The 223-nt window shown below is 52.0% G+C and carries 1 rRNA gene; it reads left to right on the forward strand.

Annotated elements, in window-relative coordinates:
* Positions 1–141: 141 nt before the first annotated feature.
* A 5S ribosomal RNA gene (gene rrf, locus ABR397_RS25735) occupies positions 142–223 on the forward strand; the annotation flags it as partial.

Raw genomic sequence — 223 nt, forward strand, 5'->3', positions numbered from 1 at the left:
AATGAACCGAGCGGCTTAACCTTACAACACCGAAGGTGTTTTGGTGCGAGAGAAGAGAGAGAATTTTTAGCTTGTTGAACAGATTGATCTGGATGGTTGTGTGTGGAGCAGACACATAACGGTCGGGATGAAATGAATTTGCCTGGCGGCGATAGCGCGGTGGTCCCACCTGACCCCATGCCGAACTCAGCAGTGAAACGCCGTAGCGCCGATGGTAGTGTGG

The sequence above is a fragment of the Photorhabdus viridis genome (assembly GCF_040256935.1).
Classification (GTDB): domain Bacteria; phylum Pseudomonadota; class Gammaproteobacteria; order Enterobacterales; family Enterobacteriaceae; genus Photorhabdus; species Photorhabdus viridis.